This window comes from Paenirhodobacter ferrireducens (assembly GCF_004022265.1).
In the GTDB taxonomy this organism is placed as follows: Bacteria; Pseudomonadota; Alphaproteobacteria; order Rhodobacterales; family Rhodobacteraceae; genus Rhodobacter; species Rhodobacter ferrireducens.
The window spans coordinates 19865-39387 of sequence record NZ_SAVB01000027.1 but is presented as its reverse complement, the minus strand read 5'-3'; the positions used below and the strand labels follow the sequence as shown (position 1 = coordinate 39387).

The window sequence follows — 19523 nt, the reverse complement described above, 5'->3', positions numbered from 1 at the left end:
TCTGACCTCTCACTCAAGGAATAGCAGATGAACCAGGAACTGACCCAGAATCCGTTCAACCCGCTCGTGTCGCCGAAGGCCTTTGACGAGATCAAGATCTCGCTGGCCTCGCCCGAGCGGATCCTGTCGTGGTCCTATGGCGAGATCAAGAAGCCCGAGACCATCAACTACCGGACCTTCAAGCCCGAGCGCGACGGCCTGTTCTGCGCCCGCATCTTCGGGCCGATCAAGGACTACGAGTGCCTGTGCGGTAAGTACAAGCGGATGAAGTATCGCGGCGTCGTCTGCGAGAAATGCGGCGTCGAAGTGACGCTGCAGAAGGTCCGTCGCGAGCGCATGGGCCATATCGAGCTGGCCTCGCCCGTCGCCCATATCTGGTTCCTCAAGTCGCTGCCCTCGCGCATCGGCCTGATGCTGGACATGACGCTGCGTGACCTCGAGCGCATCCTCTACTTCGAAAACTACGTCGTCATCGAGCCGGGCCTGACGGATCTGTCCTACGGCCAGCTGATGACCGAAGACGAGTACATGGACGCGCAGGACCAGTACGGTTCGGACGCCTTCACCGCCAATATCGGCGCCGAGGCGATCCGCGAGATGCTGGCCGCGATCGACCTCGAGGCGACCGCCGAACAGCTCCGCGAGGAGCTGAAGGAAGCCACGGGCGAGCTGAAGCCGAAGAAGATCATCAAGCGTCTGAAGATCGTCGAGAGCTTCATCGAGTCGGGCAACCGTCCCGAATGGATGATCCTCACGGTGCTGCCGGTGATCCCGCCGGAACTGCGCCCGCTGGTGCCGCTTGATGGCGGCCGCTTCGCGACCTCGGACCTGAACGACCTCTATCGTCGCGTCATCAACCGCAACAACCGTCTGAAGCGGCTGATCGAGCTGCGTGCGCCCGACATCATCGTGCGCAACGAAAAGCGCATGCTGCAGGAATCGGTCGATGCGCTCTTTGACAACGGCCGTCGCGGCCGCGTCATCACCGGCACCAACAAGCGTCCGCTGAAGTCGCTTTCCGACATGCTCAAGGGCAAGCAGGGCCGGTTCCGTCAGAACCTGCTCGGCAAGCGCGTCGACTTCTCGGGCCGTTCGGTCATCGTGACCGGGCCGGAACTCAAGCTGCATCAGTGCGGCCTGCCGAAGAAGATGGCGCTCGAGCTGTTCAAGCCCTTCATCTATTCGCGCCTCGAGGCCAAGGGCCTGTCGAGCACCGTGAAGCAGGCGAAGAAGCTGGTCGAGAAAGAGCGTCCCGAGGTCTGGGATATCCTCGACGAGGTCATCCGCGAACATCCGGTCTTCCTGAACCGCGCGCCGACGCTGCACCGTCTGGGCTTCCAGGCGTTCGAGCCGACGCTGATCGAAGGCAAGGCGATCCAGCTGCACCCGCTCGTCTGCTCGGCTTTCAACGCCGACTTCGACGGTGACCAGATGGCTGTGCACGTTCCGCTGTCGCTCGAAGCGCAGCTCGAAGCGCGCGTGCTGATGATGTCGACGAACAACGTTCTGTCGCCGGCTAACGGCTCGCCGATCATCGTTCCGTCGCAGGATATGATTCTCGGCCTCTACTACACCACGATGGAGCGCAAGGGCCTGCCGGGCGAAGGCATGGTCTTCAGCACCATCGAGGAAGTCGAGCACGCCCTGTTCTCGGGCGCGGTGCACCTGCACTCGAAGATCTCGGCGCGGGTGAAGCAGATCGACGAGGAAGGCAACGAGGTCTTCAAGCGTTTCGAGACCACGCCCGGCCGTCTGCGGCTTGGCGCGCTCCTGCCGCTGAACGCCAAGGCGCCCTTCGACCTGGTGAACCGCCTGCTGCGCAAGAAGGACGTGCAGAACGTCATCGACACCGTCTACCGCTACTGCGGCCAGAAGGAATCGGTGATCTTCTGTGACCAGATCATGTCGATGGGCTTCCGCGAGGCCTTCAAGGCCGGCGTGTCCTTCGGCAAGGACGACATGGTCGTTCCCGACACCAAGTGGACGATCGTCAACCGTGTCCGCGATCAGGTGAAGGAATTCGAGCAGCAGTACATGGACGGCCTGATCACTCAGGGCGAAAAGTACAACAAGGTGGTCGACGCCTGGTCGAAGTGCTCGGACGAAGTCGCCGGCGAGATGATGAAGGAAATCTCCGCCGTTCGCGTCGATGACGCGGGCATGGAGAAGGAACCGAACTCGGTCTACATGATGTCGCACTCCGGTGCGCGTGGTTCGCCGGCGCAGATGAAGCAGCTCGGCGGGATGCGCGGCCTGATGGCCAAGCCCTCGGGCGAGATCATCGAGACGCCGATCATCTCGAACTTCAAGGAAGGCCTGACCGTGCTCGAGTACTTCAACTCGACCCACGGCGCCCGCAAGGGTCTGGCCGACACCGCGCTGAAGACCGCGAACTCGGGCTATCTGACCCGTCGTCTGGTCGACGTCGCCCAGGACTGCATCGTGCGCTCGCATGACTGCGGCACCGAGCACGCGATCACCGCGACCGCGGCCGTCAACGACGGCGAAGTGGTGGCGCCGCTCTCCGAGCGCGTCCTCGGCCGTGTCGCGGCCGATGACGTGCTGGTTCCGGGCACTGACGACGTGATCGTGCGCAAGAACGAGCTGATCGACGAACGCAAGGCCGACCTGATCGAGGCGAACGGCGTGCAGTCGGTGCGGATCCGCTCGGCGCTTACCTGCGAGGCCGAGGAGGGCGTCTGCGCGCTCTGCTACGGTCGCGACCTGGCGCGCGGCACGCTCGTCAACATCGGCGAGGCGGTCGGCATCATCGCCGCCCAGTCGATCGGCGAACCGGGCACGCAGCTGACCATGCGTACCTTCCACATCGGCGGCATCGCCCAGGGCGGCCAGCAGTCGTTCCAGGAAGCGTCGCAGGAAGGCAAGATCGAGTTCCGCAACCCGAACCTGCTGGTGGCCGAGAACGGCGACCAGATCGTCATGGGCCGGAACATGCAGATCGCCATTGTCGATGAGCACGGCACCGAGCGCGTGTCCTACAAGCTCAGCTACGGCTCGAAGCTGCACGTCAAGGAAGGCGATGCGGTCAAGCGTGGCGCCAAGCTGTTCGAATGGGACCCGTACACCCTGCCGATCATCGCCGAAAAGGCCGGTATGGTGCGGTTCGTCGACCTCGTCTCGGGCATCTCGGTGCGCGAAGAGACCGACGAAGCGACCGGCATGACGCAGAAGATCGTCACCGACTGGCGTTCGGCGCCGAAGGGCAACGACCTGAAGCCGGAGATCCTGATCGTCGACGCCGACGGCGAGCCGGTGCGCAACGATGCCGGTCACCCGGTCACCTACCCGATGTCGGTCGACGCGATTCTGTCGGTCGAGGACGGGCATGAGGTGAAAGCCGGCGACACCGTCGCGCGTATCCCGCGCGAAGGTGCGAAGACGAAGGACATCACCGGCGGTCTGCCGCGTGTGGCCGAACTCTTCGAGGCGCGTCGTCCGAAGGACCACGCGATCATCGCCGAGATCGATGGCTATGTGCGCTTCGGCAAGGACTACAAGAACAAGCGCCGGATCGCGATCGAGCCGACGAAGGAAGGTCTGGAGCCGGTCGAATACATGGTGCCGAAAGGCAAGCACATCCCGGTGCAGGAAGGCGACTTCGTGCAGAAGGGTGACTACATCATGGACGGCAATCCGGCGCCGCACGACATTCTGCGCATCATGGGGGTCGAGGCTCTGGCCGACTACCTCATCGACGAGGTGCAGGACGTCTATCGTCTGCAGGGCGTGAAGATCAACGACAAGCACATCGAGGTGATCGTTCGCCAGATGCTGCAGAAGATCGAGATCCGCGACTCGGGCGACACCACGCTGCTGAAGGGCGAGAACATCGACCGGCAGGAGTTCGAGGAAGAGAACGCCAAGGTCGAGGCCCGTGGCGGCCGTCCGGCCTCGGGCGAGCCGGTGCTTCTGGGCATCACCAAGGCTTCGCTGCAGACGCGCTCGTTCATCTCGGCGGCCTCCTTCCAGGAGACCACCCGCGTGCTCACCGAGGCTTCGGTGCAGGGCAAGCGCGACAAGCTGGTCGGCCTGAAGGAGAACGTGATCGTCGGCCGTCTGATCCCGGCGGGCACGGGTGGCGCCACCACCCGCGTGCGCAAGATCGCGACCGAGCGCGACAGCAAGGTGATCGAGGCGCGTCGCGCCGAGGCGGAAGCGGCGGCGGCCCTCGCGGCGCCGATTGACACCTCCTATGGCGAAGAGGACTTCGGTCCGGTGGACACGCCCGAAAGCCGCGAGTGATCGCGGCCAAGGCCTGAAAATCAGCCCCCGCGCGATCGCTCGCGCGGGGGTTTTCCGTTTCCGCGACGGGTTGACGCAGCCCCGACAGAGGCGCAGGACTGACCCGTTCCACGGGAGAACGGCGCGCAGGTGCCGTGCGGAACACGGAGGACAGAATGAACAGGATCACCCAGGCTGCGCTTGCGGCCGTCCTTGGGACGCTGGCGCTGCCGGCGCTGGCGAGCCCTTTCACCGATGCCGAGGCGCAGCTGCGCGCGGTCTATGGCGACTATCGCGCGGCACTGTTTCTGTCGAATGCCGGAAAGGCGCCCGAGACGGCGAAGGCGTTGGCGGGGTTCGACACCGCCTGGAGCGAGATGTCGGCGCAATGGGGCACCACCCCGCCGCCGCAATACGCCGCCGATGCCGCGCTGCCGCAGACCTTCGACGCGGTCTCGGCGCTGATCGGCAAGGCCCGCGACGAGGTCGCGGCGGGCAAGCTGCCGGCGGCGCATGAGACGCTCGAGGGCGTGCGGGCCGAGATTGCAGGGCTGCATGAGCGCGCCGGGCTGATCGGCTTTTCCGACCGGATGAACGCCTATCACGCCGCGATGGAAGAGGTTCTGGGGCGCGACTATGCGGCGATGGGGCCGGGGGCCGCGGCGGCGTTGGCGGGGGATGCGGCGGTGCTCGATTATCTCGCGGCACAGATCGTCGCGAACCCGGCGCCCGAGGCGGAAAATCCCGCCTATGCGCCGCTGGTCGATGCTTTCGCAGCCTCGGCCAGGGCGTTCCGGGCCGCGGCCGACAGCGGGGACGTGGCCGGGGCCCTTGCGGCCCGTGGCGCGCTGAAGGTGCCCTATTCCAAGCTCTTCGCCCAGTTCGGCTGAACCGTGCCGAGCGCCGCGCCGGGGGCGGCCCCCGGCGCGTGCTCCGTTTACAACTTCGGGGCCTGCGGGTAAGAGGTGGCGGCCCGTGCCGGGCGGAAAGGGCCGCGACAGATGACCGAAGTTTCCATCGTGATCCCCGCCAAGAACGAGGCGGAAAACATCGAGACGCTGCTCGACGGGATCGACGCGGCGCTTGCGGGCCGCGACTACGAGGTGATCGTGGTCGACGATGCCTCGGACGACGGCATGGCCGAGATTCTGCGCGCGAGGCTGGCGCGGGCGCCGCGGCTGCGGGTGCTGCGCCACGACCTGTCGGGCGGGCAGTCGGCCGCCGTGAACTCGGGTGTGCGCGTGGCGCAGGGGGCGATTTGTGCGACGCTCGACGGCGACGGACAGAACCCGCCCGAGGAACTGCCGAAGCTGATCGCGCCGCTCGAGGCACCCGGGTCCGAGGCGATCGGGCTGGTCGCCGGGCAGCGCGTGGCGCGTCAGGACACGCTGTCGAAGCGGCTGGCGTCGAAATTCGCGAACGGGCTGCGGGCGCGGGTGCTCAATGACCACACCCGCGACACCGGCTGCGGGCTCAAGGCCTTCCGTCGCGCGGCCTATCTGGAGCTGCCTTATTTCAATCACATGCACCGCTATCTGCCGGCGCTCTTCGCGCGTGACGGCTGGGGCGTGGCGCATGTCGACGTGAGCCATCGGCCGCGCGGCGGCGGGCGCTCGCATTATTCGAACCTGCAGCGCGGACTTGTCGGCATCGTCGATCTGGCGGGCGTTGCCTGGCTGATCCGGCGCCGCAAGACGGCGCGCCCGACCGAGGTGACGAAATGACCGAATGGCTGGAAAAGCTGCTCCATGTCGGCTCGATGACCGAGCTCGCATGGGTGATCTTCGGCCTTGCCGCGCAGCTGATGTTCACCGCGCGCTTCCTGCTGCAGTGGATCGCGTCGGAGCGCGCCAGGGACTCGGTGATGCCGGTGGCGTTTTGGTATTTCTCGCTTGCGGGCGGGGTGATGCTGCTCGCCTATGCGCTTTACCGCGCCGATCCGGTGTTCATCCTGGGGCAGGCGCTTGGCGTGGTGATCTACGCCCGTAACCTGTGGCTGATCTATGCCAAGCGTCGACGTGAAGCCTGAGGCGCGCGGCTGGCTCGGCCCGGCGCTGGCGATCGTCGCCGCAGTGACGGTCGCGCGGGTGCTGGCACTGGCCTTCGACCGCACCGACCTCTTCGTCGACGAGGCGCAATACTGGCTCTGGGGCCAGCGCTTCGATTTCGGCTATTACTCGAAGCCGCCGCTGATCGGCTGGCTGATCCGCGCTGTGACCGATCTGGCGGGATCGAGCGCGCCGTTCTGGGTGCGGCTGCCGGCGCCGCTGCTGCACGGGCTGACCGGTGTGATCCTTGCGGCGCTTGCCGCCCGCATCGCCGGGCGCGGCGCGGCGATCTGGACCGCGGCGCTTTACGTCACGCTGCCCTTCACCGCCGTCGGCTCGGCGATGATCTCCACCGACACGGTGATGGCGCCCTTCTTCGCGGGCGGCATGCTGTTCTTCTGGCGCCTTGGCGAGAGCCGGCGGGCGGGCGATGCGCTGGCGCTTGGCCTGTGCGCGGGCTTTGCCTTCATGGCGAAATACGTGGCGCTGTTCCTGCCGGCGGGGATCGTGCTGGCGGTGCTGGTCGCGCCCACGCGGCGGATCAGCTGGGGCAATGCGCTGCTCGCGACGCTGGCCTTCGCGCTGGTGATCGCGCCGAATGTCGCCTGGAACATGACGCATCAGTTCGCCACGCTCGAGCACACGATGGACAATGTCGGCTGGCTGCGCGAGGGCGAGAGCGCGGGGCTGAACTGGGGCTCGATGGGCGGCTGGCTTGTGGCGCAGATCGCGGTCTTCGGCCCGGTGACGATGGGCGGGCTGGTCTTCGGCGTGTTGCGCGCGCGCACGGCGGAACGGCGCGTTCTGGCCGTGCTGACGCTTCCGCCGCTGCTCGTGGTGACGCTGCAGGCGCTGCTCGAGAAGGCCTATGCGAACTGGGCAGTCTCGGCCTATCTCGCGGGGGTGATTCTGGCCGTTCTGGTGCTGCCGCGGTGGGGCCGGTGGCTGGCGCTGGTGACGAATCTTGCCGCGGTGACGGCGGTCGCGGCGCTGACGGTGCTGGCCCCGTGGCCCGCGCCGGGCGGCAAGCCGCTCCTGAACCGCTATCTCGGCCGCACCGAGCTGAGCCGGCGCATCCTCGCCCTTGCCACCGCCGAGGGCGTGCCGGTCTACAGCGACGACCGCGACATCCTTGCTGATCTCTTCTACACCGGCCGCGATGCCGGGGTGACGATCTATGCGCCGCGCCCGACGGGCCGGCCGATGAACTATTACGAGCAGAATTTCCCATTGCCCGCGGGTTTTGCCGGCCGCATTCTGGTCATTCGCCGCAGCCCGATCGACTGCGGCGCGGGGCCCGTGCCGCCGGCAGGAATGCTGAACGGCTCGGGCACCTGGGAGGGGAAGGGGGTCACCCCCTACATCGTGCCGGGAGAGTGCCTGAATGCCGCGTCTTGACCTGAGCCTGACCGGACGCTGGCTGCTGGCCGGCTGGTTCGCCGCGGTGATGCTGTTCCGTGGCGCGCCCTCGGTCGATCTGGCGGTCTCTGGGCTGTTCTGGCATGCGGGATCTGGGTTCGACGTGATCACCAACCCGTTGTGGGAATGGCTGCGGCAGCGGCTGTGGGATCTGGCGTTGATCGTGCTTGCGGTGGCGATCGTCGCCGGGCTGCGCGCCTTTGCCAAGGGGCGCAGCGTCTGGGGCCTGCCGGCGCGGGCCTGGGGATTCGTCGTGGCGCTTTATGTCCTCGGGCCGGGGCTGATCGTGAACGGCTTTCTCAAGGCCTATTCCGGTCGCGCCCGCCCGGCCTTCGTGACCGAGTTCGGTGGCACCAAGCTGTTCACCCCGGCAGGCACCTTTACCGACCAGTGTGCGCGCAATTGCTCCTTTGTCTCGGGCGAGGTCTCGGCGGCGGTGGCGCTCGCCGTGGCGCTGTGGCTTGCCTCGGTGCTCTGGACCCGGATCGAGGGCTGGCAGCGGCTGTATCTGCGCGCTGTCGCACTGTTCATCCCCGCCTTCGTCATCGTGCAGCGGGTGGCGACGGGGCGGCACTTCGCCTCGGACGCGGTCTTTGCCGCGCTGATCACCCTGACGCTCGCCTGGGGGCTCTACGCCCTCTTCGCCGGCCAGCTCGGGACGCGGCGCAATGCCGCCGGGGCGCCCTGAGGGCGCTGTTGACAAGGGGTCCGACTCCTCCTATAGCCGCCGCTACCTGATGGGCGCAGTGTGTCCTGAAGGTGGATTTCAGCGGTCAGGACCGGCCAACCGGCCTCTTTCCCTGAAGACGACGACGCATTCGCCCCGCCGCAAGACGGGAAGGGTGCGGTTTGGCGTTTCACGATCTGCGTGAAGCGCCGTCGAGAAGCGGCTCAGCCTCGCGCGGGGATCCCACCGGGCCGGGTTGAGAGTATTGACAGAGCAAACACGGGGAACCGGAATGCCTACCATCCAGCAGCTGATCCGCAAGCCGCGGCAGCCCAAGGTGCAGCGATCGAAATCGCAGCACCTTCAGCAGTGCCCGCAGAAGCGCGGCGTCTGCACGCGCGTCTACACCACGACGCCGAAGAAACCGAACTCGGCTATGCGTAAGGTCGCCAAGGTGCGCCTGACGAACGGCTTCGAAGTCATCTCCTACATCCCGGGCGAAAAGCACAACCTGCAGGAGCACTCCGTTGTGCTCATCCGCGGCGGTCGTGTGAAGGACCTTCCGGGTGTGCGCTATCACATCCTGCGCGGTGTTCTGGATACCCAGGGCGTCAAGGATCGTCGTCAGCGTCGTTCGAAATACGGCGCGAAGCGGCCGAAGTGAGGAGTGTGAAGCATGTCTCGTCGTCACGCCGCTGAGAAGCGCGAAGTTCTGCCCGACGCCAAATATGGCGATCGCGTGCTGACCAAATTCATGAACAACCTGATGATCGACGGCAAGAAGTCCACTGCCGAGCGGATCGTCTACAATGCCCTCGAACGGATCGAAGGCAAGCTCAAGCGCGAGCCCGTGGAAGTCTTCCACGAGGCGCTCGACAACGTGAAGCCTTCGGTCGAAGTGCGTTCGCGTCGCGTCGGCGGTGCCACCTACCAGGTTCCGGTCGAAGTGCGTCCGACCCGTCGTGAGGCGCTGGCGATTCGCTGGCTCATCACCGCGGCGAAGAACCGCAACGAGCACACCATGGAAGAACGCCTTGCGGGCGAACTTCTCGATGCGGTGAACTCGCGCGGCTCTGCCGTGAAGAAGCGGGAAGACACCCACAAGATGGCCGACGCCAACAAGGCGTTCAGCCACTACCGCTGGTAAGAGAGGAACCCCTCATGGCACGCGAATATCCGCTGGAGCTCTATCGCAACTTCGGGATCATGGCCCACATCGATGCGGGCAAGACCACGACGACGGAGCGCATCCTCTACTACACCGGCAAGTCCCATAAGATCGGCGAAGTCCACGACGGCGCCGCGACGATGGACTGGATGGAGCAGGAGCAGGAACGCGGTATCACCATCACCTCGGCTGCGACGACCACCTTCTGGCAGCGCACCGAGACCGGCACCCATGAGGGGCCGAAATACCGCTTCAACATCATCGACACCCCCGGCCACGTCGATTTCACCATCGAAGTCGAACGCTCGCTGGCGGTGCTCGACGGTGCTGTGTGTCTGCTCGACGCCAACGCTGGCGTCGAGCCGCAGACCGAAACCGTGTGGCGTCAGGCTGACCGCTACAAGGTTCCGCGTATCGTCTACGTCAACAAGATGGACAAGATCGGCGCTGACTTCTTCAACTGCGTGAGGATGATCAAGGACCGCACCGGCGCCACCCCGGCCCCGGTCGCCCTGCCGATCGGCGCCGAAGACAAGCTGGAAGGCATTGTCGACCTCGTCACCATGGACGAATGGGTCTGGAAGGGCGAAGACCTCGGCGCGAGCTGGGTCCGTCAGCCGATCCGTGACGAGCTGAAGGACGTCGCCGACGAATGGCGCGGCAAGCTCGTCGAGCTGGCCGTCGAACAGGACGACGCCGCGATGGAAGCCTACCTCGAGGGCACCGAGCCCGAAGAGGCGGAACTGCGCAAGCTGATCCGCAAGGGCACCCTTGCCATGGCCTTCGTTCCGGTCCTCGCCGGTTCGTCGTTCAAGAACAAGGGCGTGCAGCCGATGCTGAACGCCGTGGTCGACTACCTGCCGAGCCCGGTGGACGTTCCGGCCTACGTGGGCTTCGCCCCGGGCGACGAAACGGAAACCCGCAACATCGAGCGTCATCCGGCGGACGAAGAGCCCTTCTCGGCTCTGGCGTTCAAGATCATGAACGACCCCTTCGTCGGCTCGCTGACCTTCACCCGCATCTACTCGGGCGTCCTCAAGAAGGGCGACTCGATCCTGAACGCGACGAAGGGCAAGAAAGAGCGCATCGGTCGTATGATGATGATGCACGCCATCAACCGCGAGGAAATCGAAGAAGCCTTCGCGGGCGACATCATCGCGCTGGCCGGCCTGAAGGAAACCACCACGGGCGACACCCTGTGCGACACCGCCAAGCCGGTCGTCCTGGAAACCATGACCTTCCCCGAGCCGGTGATCGAGATCGCCGTCGAGCCGAAGTCGAAGGCTGACCAGGAAAAGATGGGCATCGCTCTGGCGCGTCTCGCGGCCGAGGATCCGTCCTTCCGCGTCGAGACCAACTTCGAATCGGGCCAGACGATCATGAAGGGGATGGGCGAGCTTCACCTCGACATTCTCGTCGACCGCATGCGGCGCGAATTCAAGGTCGAGGCGAACATCGGTGCGCCGCAGGTGGCCTATCGCGAGACGATCTCGCGCGAAGCCGAAATCGACTACACGCACAAGAAGCAGACCGGTGGTACCGGCCAGTTCGCGCGCGTCAAGCTCGTCATCACCCCGACCGAACCGGGCGAAGGTTATTCGTTCGAGTCGAAGATCGTGGGCGGTGCGGTGCCGAAGGAATACATCCCCGGCGTCGAAAAGGGCATCAAGTCGGTGATGGACTCGGGTCCGCTCGCGGGCTTCCCGGTGATCGACTTCAAGGTGGCGCTGATCGACGGTGCGTTCCACGACGTCGACTCCTCGGTGCTCGCCTTCGAAATCGCGACCCGCGCGGCGATGCGTGAAGGCCTGAAGAAGGCCGGCGCCAAGCTGCTCGAGCCGATCATGAAAGTCGAAGTGGTGACCCCGGAAGAATACACCGGCGGCATCATCGGTGACCTCACCAGCCGTCGCGGCATGGTGCAGGGCCAGGACACCCGCGGCAACGCGAACGTGATCAACGCCTTCGTGCCGCTCGCGAACATGTTCGGCTACATCAACAACCTGCGGTCGATGTCCTCGGGCCGCGCGGTCTTCACCATGATCTTCGATCACTACGAAGCCGTGCCGCAGAACATCTCGGACGAGATCCAGAAGAAATACGCCTGAGGTTGACGGCGTCCGGGGGCGACCCCGGGCGCCTCTTCCCAGGTTCACGGACTACAGGAGGCCAGTATGGCAAAGGCAAAGTTTGAACGGACGAAACCGCACGTCAACATCGGCACGATCGGCCACGTTGACCACGGCAAGACGACGCTGACGGCTGCGATCACCAAGTACTTCGGTGAATTCAAGGCCTACGACCAGATCGACGGCGCGCCGGAAGAGAAAGCCCGCGGGATCACGATCTCGACGGCGCACGTGGAATACGAGACGGCCGCGCGTCACTATGCGCACGTCGACTGCCCCGGCCACGCGGACTACGTGAAGAACATGATCACGGGTGCTGCGCAGATGGACGGCGCGATCCTGGTGGTTTCGGCGGCCGACGGCCCGATGCCGCAGACGCGCGAGCACATCCTGCTCGGCCGTCAGGTCGGCATCCCGTACATCGTGGTGTACATGAACAAGGTCGACCAGGTGGACGACGAAGAGCTGCTGGAGCTCGTGGAAATGGAAATCCGCGAACTTCTGTCGGCCTACGGCTACCCGGGCGACGAGACCCCGATCGTCAAGGGTTCGGCTCTGGCCGCGCTCGAAGGCCGTGATCCGGAAATCGGCGAGAACTCGATCCGCTCGCTGCTGGCGGCGGTCGACGAGTACATCCCGACCCCGGTGCGCGCTGTCGACCAGCCGTTCCTGATGCCGATCGAAGACGTGTTCTCGATCTCGGGCCGCGGCACGGTTGTGACCGGCCGTGTCGAGCGTGGCGCCGTGAACGTGGGCGACGAACTCGAGATCGTCGGCATCCGCGACACCAAGAAGACGACCTGCACGGGCGTCGAGATGTTCCGCAAGCTGCTGGATCGCGGCGAGGCTGGCGACAACATCGGCGCGCTGCTGCGCGGCATCGACCGTGACGGCGTGGAGCGTGGTCAGGTTCTGTGCAAGCCGGGTTCGGTGAAGCCGCACACGGAGTTCGAGGCCGAGGCCTACATCCTGACGAAGGAAGAAGGCGGCCGTCACACGCCGTTCTTCGCGAACTACCGTCCGCAGTTCTACTTCCGCACCACGGACGTCACCGGCACCGTGAAGCTGCCGGAAGGCACCGAGATGGTGATGCCGGGCGACAACCTGAAGTTCACCGTCGAGCTGATCGCCCCGATCGCGATGGAAGAGAAGCTCCGCTTCGCCATCCGTGAAGGCGGCCGCACCGTCGGCGCCGGCGTCGTCTCCAAGATCCTCAAGTGATCGGGCGGCGGGGCGACCCGCCACCGACATCGAGATGCGAATGAATGGTGCGCCTTCGGGCGCACCATTTGCTCTTGACAGACTCAGGTGCCTCCCGTAGAGCGCCCCGGATCTCCAAGAGATTGTGGTTCGATGCAGGCGTCGCATTCGGCGGTGTCTGCCTCTCAACCTGATAGCCCCTGCGAGAGGCAAGACTAAATGAGTGGTCAGAACATCCGCATCCGGCTCAAGGCGTTCGATTACCGCGTGCTGGACGCCAGCACCCAGGAAATCGTGAACACCGCCAAGCGTACCGGTGCACAGGTCCGCGGGCCGATCCCGCTGCCCAACAAGATCGAGAAATTCACGGTTCTCCGTGGTCCGCACATCGACAAGAAGTCGCGCGACCAGTGGGAAATCCGCACGCACAAGCGTCTGCTCGACATCGTCGACCCGACCCCCCAGACCGTGGACGCGCTGATGAAGCTCGACCTCGCCGCTGGCGTCGACGTCGAGATCAAGGTCTGAGGAGGCACGCCATGACTCAACGTTCTGGTGTTATCGCCAAGAAGCTGGGCATGACCCGGCTGTTCCTCGAAGACGGCAAGCAGGTCCCGGTGACCGTGCTGCAGCTCGACAACCTCCAGGTCGTCGCGCAGCGCACCGTCGAGACCGACGGCTATTCGGCCGTTCAGCTCGGCGCCGGCGAAGCCAAGGCGAAGCGCGTGTCGGCTGCGATGCGTGGTCACTTCGCGAAGGCGAACGTCGCTCCGAAGCGCAAGCTGGCCGAGTTCCGCGTGGACCCGGAAAACCTGATCGAAGTCGGTGCCGAGATCTCGGCTGAGCACTACAATGCCGGCCAGTTCGTCGACATCGCCGGCACCTCGATCGGTAAGGGCTTTGCGGGCGTCATGAAGCGCCACAACTTCGGCGGTCTGCGCGCCTCGCACGGCGTGTCGATCTCGCACCGTTCGCACGGTTCGACCGGCCAGTGCCAGGACCCGGGCAAGGTGTTCAAGGGCAAGAAGATGGCTGGCCATCTGGGTGCCGTGCGTGTCACCACGCAGAACATCCAGGTCGTCAAGACCGATGCCGACCGCGGCCTGATCCTGGTGAAGGGCTCCGTGCCCGGCGCCAAGGGTGGCTGGGTCACCATCAAGGACGCCGTCAAGAAGCCGCTGCCGTCGGACGTTCCGATGCCGGCCGGTCTGAAGACGGCTGCCGCTGCTCCGGCCGAAGAAGTCTCGGTCGAAGGGGGTGAAGCATGAAACTCGATGTGATCACGCTTGACGGCGGCAAGGCCGGCTCGATCGATCTGGACGATGCGCTGTTCGGCCTCGAGCCGCGCGCCGACATCCTGCACCGCGTCGTGCGCTGGCAGCGCGCGAAGGCCCAGGCTGGCACCCACTCGGTGCTCGGCAAGTCGGACGTGTCGTACTCGACCAAGAAGATCTACCGCCAGAAGGGCACCGGTGGCGCGCGTCACGGTTCCAAGAAGGCTCCGATCTTCCGTCACGGTGGCGTCTACAAGGGCCCGACCCCGCGGTCGCACGCCCATGACCTGACGAAGAAGTTCCGCGCGCTCGGCCTGCGCCACGCGCTCTCGGCCAAGGCGAAAGCCGGCAACCTCGTGGTTCTGGATGCGGCCGACATGGCCGAAGCCAAGACCAAGCTGCTTGCCAAGGCCGCGAAGGAGCTGGGCTGGAAGAAGGTTCTGGTGATCGACGGCTCCGCCGTGAACGAGAACTTCGCCAAAGCCGCGCGCAACATCGAAGGCATCGACGTGCTGCCCTCGATGGGCGCCAACGTCTATGACATCCTCAAGCGTGAGACCCTGGTCCTCACGAAGGCGGGTGTCGAAGCTCTGGAGGCTCGCCTGAAATGAGCGCGAAACCCGAACACTACGACGTGATCGTGAAGCCGATCATCACCGAAAAGGCCACCATGGCCTCGGAGAACGGCGCGGTGGTCTTCCAGGTCGCGAAAACGGCTACCAAGCCGGCGATCAAGGAAGCCGTCGAGACCCTCTTCGGTGTCAAGGTGAAGGCGGTCAACACCACCATCACCAAGGGCAAGACCAAGCGTTTCCGCGGCATGGCCGGCGTGCGCTCGGACGTGAAGAAGGCCTATGTGACGCTGGAAGACGGTCAGACGATCGACGTCTCGACCGGCCTCTGAGCCGATCTGTCAGAACCTGGAAAGGCCCTCGCGCAAGCGGGGGCCTTTTGCTTTGGGGTAGCATAACGTCGGGTGTTTTTGTCGGGGCGAGGAGGCGGTCTAATCGTAAAATGGAAGATATATTTATAATAAAAGATCTTTAATCACAAATAAGGAAGTCATATGCGAGTTTAAGGGTTGACTCGCGTGCCTTTGTGGTGTATGTTTTGTGTTATGGGCAAGGGTGCCCTGGATTAAAAAAGGAGAACCATTATGATGGATAACATTGATACCAACGTCGTCGCTGCAGTTCGTGCACTTTATGCTTCGGACGAGAATGCGAAGCTTTTCTTGGACTGGTGTGCCGAGAAGCAGAGGGATGTTCGGGAAACCACAATCGAACGGATGATGCAGGTGATCGATATTTCTCGATCGGCTGCCGTTGCGTTGGCTCGGGCTCTTGAGGCTGCCGGCTGCGGTGAGTTCCTGGTCGGCCGCCGTGGCGCTACGTCGAGGTTCGTGTGGGCGTACAGCCGGATTAGTATTGGGCAAATCGCTGCGGGGGAAGTCGAGGAACTCGAGGGGGTCATCGACCCTGTCGATGAGGACGAAGAGGGGGCGTCAGGTGTTCGGCCGCTGACTATTCGCGAGGCAAAAAACTTGCTGGCTGACAGCCTCGGGGTCTCGGTGGAGCAGATCGAGATTCTTGTGAGGGCATAAGGCGCATTGGTGGGGTGGGTTCCCCCTAGACTCCCCACCCCAACCCTGCTACATCGCGCCAGTCCCGCAGCCCCGGATTCGTTCCGGGGCGCTTGACTATTGAACTCGGGGACCTTCGGGGCCCTTTACACACAGACAGGCGGGGCAACCCGCCGCAAGCTAACGGAAGACAGAAAGCATGGCACTCAAGTCGTATAAGCCGACGACGCCGGGCCAGCGTGGGCTGGTTCTGATCGACCGTTCGGAGCTTTGGAAAGGCCGTCCGGTCAAAGCCCTCACTGAGGGCCTGATCAAGACCGGTGGCCGGAACAATACCGGGCGCGTCACGATGTGGCACAAGGGTGGTGGCGCCAAGCGTCTCTACCGCGTCGTCGATTTCAAGCGTCGCAAGTTCGACGTCCCGGCGGTCGTCGAGCGGATCGAATACGATCCGAACCGTACCGCCTTCATCGCGCTGATCAAGTACCAGGACGGCGAGCTCGCCTACATCCTGGCGCCGCAGCGTCTCGCCGTCGGCGACACCGTTTTCTCGGGTCCGAAGCACGACATCAAGCCGGGCAACGCGATGCCGTTCTCGGGCATGCCGATCGGTACGATCGTGCACAACGTCGAGCTGAAGCCGGGCAAGGGCGGTCAGCTGGCCCGTGCCGCGGGCACCTACGCCCAGTTCGTCGGCCGTGACGGCGGCTATGCCCAGATCCGCCTCTCGTCGGGCGAGCTGCGCATCGTGCGTCAGGAATGCATGGCCACCATCGGTGCCGTGTCGAACGCCGACCACTCGAACCAGAACTTCGGTAAAGCCGGCCGTATGCGCCACAAGGGCATCCGTCCGACCGTCCGCGGCGTCGCGATGAACCCGATCGACCACCCGCATGGCGGTGGTGAAGGCCGGACCTCGGGTGGCCGTACCCCGGTGACCCCGTGGGGCAAGGACACCAAGGGCAAGAAGACTCGCTCGAACAAGAAGACGGACAAGTACATTCTCCGTTCGCGCAACGCCAAGAAGGGTCGCTAACACATGGCACGTTCTATCTGGAAAGGCCCCTTCGTCGACGCCTATCTGCTGAAGAAGGCGGAGAAGGCGAAAGCTTCGGGCAAATCGGACGTGATCAAGATCTGGTCGCGCCGCTCCACCATCCTGCCGCAGTTCGTCGGTCTGACCTTCGGCGTCTACAACGGCCAGAAGCACATCCCGGTCAACGTGACCGAGGAAATGATCGGCCAGAAGTTCGGTGAATATTCGCCGACCCGGACCTATTACGGTCACGCCGCCGACAAGAAAGCCAAGAGGAAGTAAGAGCCATGGGTAAGGAAAACAATCCGCGCCGCGTGGCGGACAACGAAGCTTTCGCCAAGACGAAGATGCTTCGCACCTCGCCGCAGAAGCTGAACCTCGTCGCTGCGATGATCCGCGGCAAGAAGGTCGACAAGGCTCTCGCCGATCTCACCTTCTCGAAGCGCCGCATCGCCGGTGACGTGAAGAAGTGCCTGCAGTCGGCCATCGCCAATGCCGAGAACAACCATGGCCTCGACGTCGACAACCTGGTCGTCGCGGAAGCCTGGGTCGGCAAGAACCTGGTCATGAAACGCGGCCGTCCGCGCGCCCGTGGTCGTTTCGGCAAGATCATGAAGCCGTTTTCGGAAATCACCATCAAGGTGCGTCAGATCGAGGAGCGTGCGTAATGGGACAGAAGGTCAACCCGATCGGGATGCGCCTCCAGGTCAACCGCACCTGGGACAGCCGCTGGTTCGCCGAGTCGAAAGACTATGGTGACATGCTGCTCGAAGACCTGAAGATGCGCGACTTCATCCACGAAGAAGCCAAGCAGGCCGGCATCAGCCGCGTGATCATCGAGCGTCCGCACAAGAAGTGCCGCGTGACCATTCACGCTGCGCGTCCGGGCGTCATCATCGGCAAGAAGGGCGCGGACATCGAGGTCCTGCGCAAGAAGCTGGCGAACTTCACGAAGTCGGAACTGCACCTCAACATCGTCGAGGTCCGCAAGCCCGAGCTCGACGCCCAGCTGGTGGCCGAATCGATCGCGCAGCAGCTCGAGCGCCGCGTGTCCTTCCGTCGCGCGATGAAGCGTGCCGTGCAGAACGCGATGCGCATGGGTGCCCTCGGCATCCGGGTGAACGTTGCCGGCCGTCTCGGCGGCGCGGAAATCGCCCGCACCGAATGGTACCGTGAAGGTCGCGTGCCGCTGCACACCCTGCGTGCCGACATCGACTATGCACTGTCCGAAGCGTCGACCCCCTACGGGATCATCGGCGTGAAGGTCTGGATCTTCAAAGGCGAGATCATGGAACATGATCCGCAAGCACGCGACCGCAAGTCCGCCGAGGCCCAGGAGGGCCCGGCGCCGCGTGGCCCGCGTCGCGACGCTCGTTGAGGGGTATGAGAGATGCTGCAACCGAAACGGACGAAGTTCCGCAAACAGCACAAGGGCCGTATTCACGGTGAGGCCAAGGGCGGCTTCAACCTGAACTTCGGGTCCTTCGCGCTGAAAGCCACCGAGCCGGAGCGTGTGACCGCGCGCCAGATCGAAGCTGCGCGTCGTGCGATCACCCGTCACATGAAGCGTCAGGGCCGGGTCTGGATCCGCGTCTTCCCGGATGTGCCGGTGTCGTCGAAGCCCACCGAAGTCCGTATGGGTAAAGGTAAGGGCTCGGTCGATTACTGGGCGGCCAAGGTGAAGCCGGGCCGGATCATGTTCGAGATCGACGGTGTGTCGGAAGTGGTTGCGCGCGAGGCTCTGCGCCTTGGCGCCAACAAGCTGCCGGTGCTGACCCGCATCGTGGCGCGCGAAGACTGGTAATCCGGTCCTTCCGTCAAGAGATCAGGCCCCCCGAGCGAATCGGGGGGCCTTTTCTTTTGGCGGTTCTGGCGGCGGGGCAGGGGCCCGGCACCGGAGCGGGGGCAGAAACGCGAAAAGCCCGCGACGAATCGCGGGGGAGCACCATCTGGTGCCGAGCGGATCATTTTTTTGCCGGGGGAGGTTGGCTGCCCTCCGTGGATTCGAACCACGCTTACCTGAGTCAGAATCAGGCGTCCTGCCGCTAGACGAGAGGGCAACAGGGAGAAAGCGCTTCGCCGCGAACGGCTTCTGCCTTCTTGCGTGGCCCAAGTAAGGGGTTGTGCGGCCGGCGTCAACCGGGAAATTGCATTTTGTCGCGCTTCCGTGAAGAAGCGGCATTTGTCATTGCCAGACTGGGGCTCTGGTGCTATAGGCCGCGGGTCCGGCACGCCGGGCAGACATAACCCACCAGGATCAGGGTCACCCCAAGGGGCCCTCTGGTGCCAAAAAAGGACCGTGGCATGAAAGCCCAAGAACTCAAGGCGAAGACGCCTGATGAGCTCCGCGACGCGCTGATCGCGCTGAAGAAGGAAGCCTTCAACCTCCGCTTCCAGCAGGCCACCGGCCAGCTCGAGAACACCGCCCGCATGCGCAACGTCCGTCGCGACGTCGCCCGCATCCAGACGGTGCTGACCGCCAAAGCCGCTGAAGCCGCGAAGTAAGGAGTCTTCCGATGCCCAAACGTATCCTGCAAGGCGTCGTCACCTCGGACAAGAACGACCAGACGGTCACCGTCCTCGTGGAACGCCGCTTCAAGCACCCGCTTCTCCAGAAGACGGTGCGGAAGTCGAAGAAATACCGCGCCCATGACGCGGAGAACACTTTCAAGACCGGTGACACCGTTCGCATCGAAGAGTGCGCGCCGATCTCGAAAACGAAACGCTGGAAGGTTGTCGTCGAGGCCTGACTTCCGTC

22 protein-coding genes and 1 tRNA gene are annotated in these 19523 nt (G+C 64.4%); 22 read left to right on the top strand and 1 reads right to left on the bottom strand.

The features are described 5' to 3' along the window. Window positions 1-27 precede the first annotated feature (27 nt). The 20 genes from rpoC (at window position 28) to rplP (ending at window position 18569) form a co-directional block, all read left to right on the top strand. On the top strand, window positions 28-4263 hold the full coding sequence (rpoC, locus tag EOW65_RS17610) for a DNA-directed RNA polymerase subunit beta' (protein ID WP_128151655.1): 4236 nt from the start codon (window positions 28-30) through the stop codon (window positions 4261-4263). Window positions 4264-4418: 155 nt separating this feature from the next. Continuing rightward, entirely contained in the window at window positions 4419-5132 is a 714-nt protein-coding gene (locus EOW65_RS17605; protein WP_128151654.1) for a hypothetical protein, read from the top strand. Between the two features lie 111 nt (window positions 5133-5243). Beyond that, window positions 5244-5966, top strand: coding sequence for a glycosyltransferase family 2 protein (locus tag EOW65_RS17600; protein ID WP_128151652.1), 723 nt, complete (start codon window positions 5244-5246; stop codon window positions 5964-5966). After that, on the top strand, window positions 5963-6271 hold the full coding sequence (locus tag EOW65_RS17595; protein ID WP_113901740.1) for a lipid-A-disaccharide synthase N-terminal domain-containing protein: 309 nt from the start codon (window positions 5963-5965) through the stop codon (window positions 6269-6271). Before EOW65_RS17600 ends, EOW65_RS17595 begins: the two co-directional genes overlap by 4 nt. Next, entirely contained in the window at window positions 6246-7688 is a 1443-nt protein-coding gene (locus EOW65_RS17590) for an ArnT family glycosyltransferase (RefSeq protein WP_128151650.1), read from the top strand. The genes EOW65_RS17595 and EOW65_RS17590 overlap by 26 nt, the downstream gene beginning before the upstream one ends. Then, window positions 7675-8397 (top strand): phosphatase PAP2 family protein, encoded by a 723-nt coding sequence (locus tag EOW65_RS17585; RefSeq protein ID WP_128151648.1) that lies wholly within the window; start codon window positions 7675-7677, stop codon window positions 8395-8397. Before EOW65_RS17590 ends, EOW65_RS17585 begins: the two co-directional genes overlap by 14 nt. 271 nt (window positions 8398-8668) lie before the next feature. Then, window positions 8669-9040, top strand: a complete 372-nt coding sequence (gene rpsL, locus EOW65_RS17580; RefSeq protein ID WP_096433949.1) for a 30S ribosomal protein S12 — start codon at window positions 8669-8671, stop codon at window positions 9038-9040. Between the two features lie 12 nt (window positions 9041-9052). Further along, complete coding sequence (rpsG, locus tag EOW65_RS17575; protein ID WP_121534849.1) at window positions 9053-9523, top strand: 30S ribosomal protein S7; 471 nt, start codon at window positions 9053-9055, stop codon at window positions 9521-9523. A gap of 14 nt (window positions 9524-9537) precedes the next feature. Beyond that, window positions 9538-11652, top strand: a complete 2115-nt coding sequence (gene fusA / locus EOW65_RS17570) for an elongation factor G (protein WP_128151646.1) — start codon at window positions 9538-9540, stop codon at window positions 11650-11652. Between the two features lie 66 nt (window positions 11653-11718). After that, window positions 11719-12894 carry an elongation factor Tu gene (gene tuf / locus EOW65_RS17565; protein WP_128151644.1) on the top strand — a complete coding sequence of 392 codons (1176 nt, stop codon included), beginning with the start codon at window positions 11719-11721 and terminating at the stop codon, window positions 12892-12894. Between the two features lie 198 nt (window positions 12895-13092). Further along, window positions 13093-13401: a 30S ribosomal protein S10 gene (gene rpsJ, locus EOW65_RS17560; protein WP_013066043.1), complete on the top strand. Its 309-nt coding sequence runs from the start codon at window positions 13093-13095 to the stop codon at window positions 13399-13401. Window positions 13402-13412: 11 nt separating this feature from the next. Beyond that, complete coding sequence (gene rplC, locus EOW65_RS17555) at window positions 13413-14141, top strand: 50S ribosomal protein L3 (RefSeq protein WP_128151642.1); 729 nt, start codon at window positions 13413-13415, stop codon at window positions 14139-14141. Then, window positions 14138-14758: a 50S ribosomal protein L4 gene (gene rplD / locus EOW65_RS17550; protein WP_113901732.1), complete on the top strand. Its 621-nt coding sequence runs from the start codon at window positions 14138-14140 to the stop codon at window positions 14756-14758. The genes rplC and rplD overlap by 4 nt, the downstream gene beginning before the upstream one ends. Further along, complete coding sequence (locus EOW65_RS17545; protein ID WP_121534851.1) at window positions 14755-15051, top strand: 50S ribosomal protein L23; 297 nt, start codon at window positions 14755-14757, stop codon at window positions 15049-15051. The genes rplD and EOW65_RS17545 overlap by 4 nt, the downstream gene beginning before the upstream one ends. A gap of 255 nt (window positions 15052-15306) precedes the next feature. After that, the gene (locus EOW65_RS17540) at window positions 15307-15750 is read left to right on the top strand and encodes a hypothetical protein (RefSeq protein WP_128151640.1); all 444 of its coding nucleotides are present in this window, start codon (window positions 15307-15309) and stop codon (window positions 15748-15750) included. A 178-nt stretch (window positions 15751-15928) separates the two neighbouring features. Continuing rightward, a complete protein-coding gene (gene rplB, locus EOW65_RS17535) occupies window positions 15929-16765 on the top strand; it encodes a 50S ribosomal protein L2 (protein ID WP_128151638.1) in 837 nt (278 codons plus the stop codon). A 3-nt stretch (window positions 16766-16768) separates the two neighbouring features. After that, window positions 16769-17047 carry a 30S ribosomal protein S19 gene (gene rpsS / locus EOW65_RS17530; protein ID WP_113901736.1) on the top strand — a complete coding sequence of 93 codons (279 nt, stop codon included), beginning with the start codon at window positions 16769-16771 and terminating at the stop codon, window positions 17045-17047. 5 nt (window positions 17048-17052) lie between these two features. Further along, complete coding sequence (rplV, locus tag EOW65_RS17525) at window positions 17053-17433, top strand: 50S ribosomal protein L22 (RefSeq protein WP_121534854.1); 381 nt, start codon at window positions 17053-17055, stop codon at window positions 17431-17433. Further along, on the top strand, window positions 17433-18143 hold the full coding sequence (rpsC, locus tag EOW65_RS17520) for a 30S ribosomal protein S3 (protein WP_128151636.1): 711 nt from the start codon (window positions 17433-17435) through the stop codon (window positions 18141-18143). The genes rplV and rpsC overlap by 1 nt, the downstream gene beginning before the upstream one ends. A gap of 12 nt (window positions 18144-18155) precedes the next feature. Next, window positions 18156-18569, top strand: a complete 414-nt coding sequence (gene rplP, locus EOW65_RS17515; RefSeq protein ID WP_113901739.1) for a 50S ribosomal protein L16 — start codon at window positions 18156-18158, stop codon at window positions 18567-18569. A 182-nt stretch (window positions 18570-18751) separates the two neighbouring features. Here the strand turns inward: rplP and EOW65_RS17510 are convergent. Continuing rightward, window positions 18752-18825: transfer RNA gene (locus EOW65_RS17510), tRNA-Gln, on the bottom strand. 244 nt (window positions 18826-19069) lie between these two features. Here EOW65_RS17510 and rpmC point away from each other — a divergent pair. Further along, a complete protein-coding gene (gene rpmC, locus EOW65_RS17505) occupies window positions 19070-19270 on the top strand; it encodes a 50S ribosomal protein L29 (RefSeq protein ID WP_128151634.1) in 201 nt (66 codons plus the stop codon). An 11-nt stretch (window positions 19271-19281) separates the two neighbouring features. Continuing rightward, window positions 19282-19515, top strand: coding sequence for a 30S ribosomal protein S17 (gene rpsQ / locus EOW65_RS17500; RefSeq protein WP_113902045.1), 234 nt, complete (start codon window positions 19282-19284; stop codon window positions 19513-19515). Window positions 19516-19523 lie beyond the last annotated feature (8 nt).

What these genes read in the sequence shown, in the direction of transcription:
- rpoC (WP_128151655.1), top strand. Translation starts at nt 28, where the DNA reads ATGAACCAGGAACTGACCCAGAATCCGTTCAACCCGCTCGTGTCGCCG.
- EOW65_RS17605 (WP_128151654.1), top strand. Translation starts at nt 4,419, where the DNA reads ATGAACAGGATCACCCAGGCTGCGCTTGCGGCCGTCCTTGGGACGCTG.
- EOW65_RS17600 (WP_128151652.1), top strand. Translation starts at nt 5,244, where the DNA reads ATGACCGAAGTTTCCATCGTGATCCCCGCCAAGAACGAGGCGGAAAAC.
- EOW65_RS17595 (WP_113901740.1), top strand. Translation starts at nt 5,963, where the DNA reads ATGACCGAATGGCTGGAAAAGCTGCTCCATGTCGGCTCGATGACCGAG.
- EOW65_RS17590 (WP_128151650.1), top strand. Translation starts at nt 6,246, where the DNA reads ATGCCAAGCGTCGACGTGAAGCCTGAGGCGCGCGGCTGGCTCGGCCCG.
- EOW65_RS17585 (WP_128151648.1), top strand. Translation starts at nt 7,675, where the DNA reads ATGCCGCGTCTTGACCTGAGCCTGACCGGACGCTGGCTGCTGGCCGGC.
- rpsL (WP_096433949.1), top strand. Translation starts at nt 8,669, where the DNA reads ATGCCTACCATCCAGCAGCTGATCCGCAAGCCGCGGCAGCCCAAGGTG.
- rpsG (WP_121534849.1), top strand. Translation starts at nt 9,053, where the DNA reads ATGTCTCGTCGTCACGCCGCTGAGAAGCGCGAAGTTCTGCCCGACGCC.
- fusA (WP_128151646.1), top strand. Translation starts at nt 9,538, where the DNA reads ATGGCACGCGAATATCCGCTGGAGCTCTATCGCAACTTCGGGATCATG.
- tuf (WP_128151644.1), top strand. Translation starts at nt 11,719, where the DNA reads ATGGCAAAGGCAAAGTTTGAACGGACGAAACCGCACGTCAACATCGGC.
- rpsJ (WP_013066043.1), top strand. Translation starts at nt 13,093, where the DNA reads ATGAGTGGTCAGAACATCCGCATCCGGCTCAAGGCGTTCGATTACCGC.
- rplC (WP_128151642.1), top strand. Translation starts at nt 13,413, where the DNA reads ATGACTCAACGTTCTGGTGTTATCGCCAAGAAGCTGGGCATGACCCGG.
- rplD (WP_113901732.1), top strand. Translation starts at nt 14,138, where the DNA reads ATGAAACTCGATGTGATCACGCTTGACGGCGGCAAGGCCGGCTCGATC.
- EOW65_RS17545 (WP_121534851.1), top strand. Translation starts at nt 14,755, where the DNA reads ATGAGCGCGAAACCCGAACACTACGACGTGATCGTGAAGCCGATCATC.
- EOW65_RS17540 (WP_128151640.1), top strand. Translation starts at nt 15,307, where the DNA reads ATGGATAACATTGATACCAACGTCGTCGCTGCAGTTCGTGCACTTTAT.
- rplB (WP_128151638.1), top strand. Translation starts at nt 15,929, where the DNA reads ATGGCACTCAAGTCGTATAAGCCGACGACGCCGGGCCAGCGTGGGCTG.
- rpsS (WP_113901736.1), top strand. Translation starts at nt 16,769, where the DNA reads ATGGCACGTTCTATCTGGAAAGGCCCCTTCGTCGACGCCTATCTGCTG.
- rplV (WP_121534854.1), top strand. Translation starts at nt 17,053, where the DNA reads ATGGGTAAGGAAAACAATCCGCGCCGCGTGGCGGACAACGAAGCTTTC.
- rpsC (WP_128151636.1), top strand. Translation starts at nt 17,433, where the DNA reads ATGGGACAGAAGGTCAACCCGATCGGGATGCGCCTCCAGGTCAACCGC.
- rplP (WP_113901739.1), top strand. Translation starts at nt 18,156, where the DNA reads ATGCTGCAACCGAAACGGACGAAGTTCCGCAAACAGCACAAGGGCCGT.
- rpmC (WP_128151634.1), top strand. Translation starts at nt 19,070, where the DNA reads ATGAAAGCCCAAGAACTCAAGGCGAAGACGCCTGATGAGCTCCGCGAC.
- rpsQ (WP_113902045.1), top strand. Translation starts at nt 19,282, where the DNA reads ATGCCCAAACGTATCCTGCAAGGCGTCGTCACCTCGGACAAGAACGAC.